At 67.6% G+C, this 1,580-nt stretch carries 3 protein-coding genes; all 3 read right to left on the bottom strand.

Annotated elements, in window-relative coordinates:
• Positions 1-226: 226 nt before the first annotated feature.
• On the bottom strand, positions 227-673 hold the full coding sequence (locus EOA60_RS32165; RefSeq protein WP_095824256.1) for a periplasmic heavy metal sensor: 447 nt from the start codon (positions 671-673) through the stop codon (positions 227-229).
• On the bottom strand, positions 670-1,119 hold the full coding sequence (locus EOA60_RS32160; RefSeq protein ID WP_095824255.1) for a hypothetical protein: 450 nt from the start codon (positions 1,117-1,119) through the stop codon (positions 670-672). Before EOA60_RS32160 ends, EOA60_RS32165 begins: the two co-directional genes overlap by 4 nt.
• A gap of 59 nt (positions 1,120-1,178) precedes the next feature.
• Positions 1,179-1,580 (bottom strand): RNA polymerase sigma factor (locus EOA60_RS32155; protein WP_128312569.1); only part of this gene is annotated, 402 nt, incomplete at its 5' end.

Raw genomic sequence — 1,580 nt, 5'->3', positions numbered from 1 at the left:
CTCGACAATCGCAGGCGCCGCAGGCGCCGCAAGCGGCATTGCCGAGGCTGCACTTGCCGCGGCAGTCCCGCCGATGGCAAGCGCAGCCGCAACAGAATATTTCGTCAGACCATTCATGGGATACTCCGAAGTTTCTCGAGGTTGAACCGGCCACGTCGCGTTCGCGTGGCGGCAGGCGTGTCCCTCTTTTTCTTTGAACGGAGACGGCCGGCGCTTTCCGTCGCTCTTATGGCGTATTTTTTGCCGGGGTCGGCCGCTGCCTGCCGACATGACGCAATAGGGCGTCGGCCAGCAGCTTACGGTCATCTAGCGGGCTCGACGCGGCGAATTCGACGATGCGCTGTTCCAGCCGGCTGCGGATGGTGGCGTCGGCATTGCGCGCCCGCTCCAGGGCTGCGGCCAGAGCGTTGGCGTCGAGCGTCGGCTGCTGCAAGAGGTTGGCCGCCTCACGCCGCGCCTGCTGTCCGTCGAGGATGACTGCGCGCGACTCGCGCCGAACCTCGCGCAACGCCTGGCGGAATACCTTGCGGTCGCTGGCGGGAAGCTGACCGCCGGCCGATTCCAGCGAATAGCCGCCTCCGGAACGGCCGATCAGCCAGCCTGCACCGCCGGCGACGGCGCCGATCAGGAAGACGTTCAGCACCAGCGATGCCGCGAAAAGACGAGCGCTCATAGGTCCTCCGTGTCGGCGTCGGGACCGGCATCGCCGAACGACGTTGCGTTGGCATCCATCACATAATGGTCGGACGTGGCATCTGGCGTGACAACGGTGACCAGCGCCAGCCCGACCACGGCGCCGGCAAGGCCGACGCCGGCAAGTCCAAAGCCCAGCCACCAAAACCGGCGGCGCCGCCCCTGGCTGAGCTGCGTGGTGGCCCGTGCGACAATCTCGCCATGCAGCGTCCGGCTTGGGGCCTCGACGTGATGACGGTCGAGAATGGCATCGAGCCTGCCGGCGGTCGCTAAGATGGCGCGACCCTCCTCGCTCTCCGCAAACAGCGTGGCGGCAGCCTGGTCGGCCCGCGGCCAGCGATGCAGGGCGCTGCCATAGGCGTCCGCAAGTGCAGCGAAGCGTTGGGCACTCATCGGCCCGTCAGCGGCCTTTCTTTCGTCAGCCATCTCGTTTCCCCTTCCACGGGTTTGACGTGGCCACCCAAGTCCCAACCGCCGCCAGCTGCTCAGTCATCGCCATCTCCGATGAGCATGGCTTGCAGCGAGCGTCGACCCCGCGCGAGCAGGCTTTCCAGCGCATCGACGCTGACCTGCATGGCGCCGGCGGCCTCGATGTTGGACATCTCCTGATAATAGACGAGCACGATCGCCTCGCGCTGGCGCGGCGCGATGCGCAGCAGCGCCTGCTGGACGCGCCGGCCTTCGTCTCCGGCGTCGGGAAGCGGTGCCTCATCCGCCGCCTCCGGCAGTTCGTCCGTCACCCATTCGCGGCGCCGCCGCAGCCGGTCGTAGCAGAGGTTGAGCGCCACCCGGTGGACCCAGGTGTCGAAACGCGCATGACCCTGGCGCCAGCCCGAGGCATGACGCCAGATGCGCACGAAGGTCTCCTGGGCGACGTCCTCGGCCTC

This window comes from Mesorhizobium sp. M1A.F.Ca.IN.020.06.1.1, from assembly GCF_004023265.1.
Classification (GTDB): Bacteria; Pseudomonadota; Alphaproteobacteria; order Rhizobiales; family Rhizobiaceae; genus Mesorhizobium.
This window is presented reverse-complemented; position numbering and strand designations above follow the sequence as displayed.

Coding starts and splice junctions, on each gene's coding strand:
- EOA60_RS32165 (WP_095824256.1), bottom strand. CDS start 673: ATGAGCGCTCGTCTTTTCGCGGCATCGCTGGTGCTGAACGTCTTCCTG.
- EOA60_RS32160 (WP_095824255.1), bottom strand. CDS start 1,119: ATGGCTGACGAAAGAAAGGCCGCTGACGGGCCGATGAGTGCCCAACGC.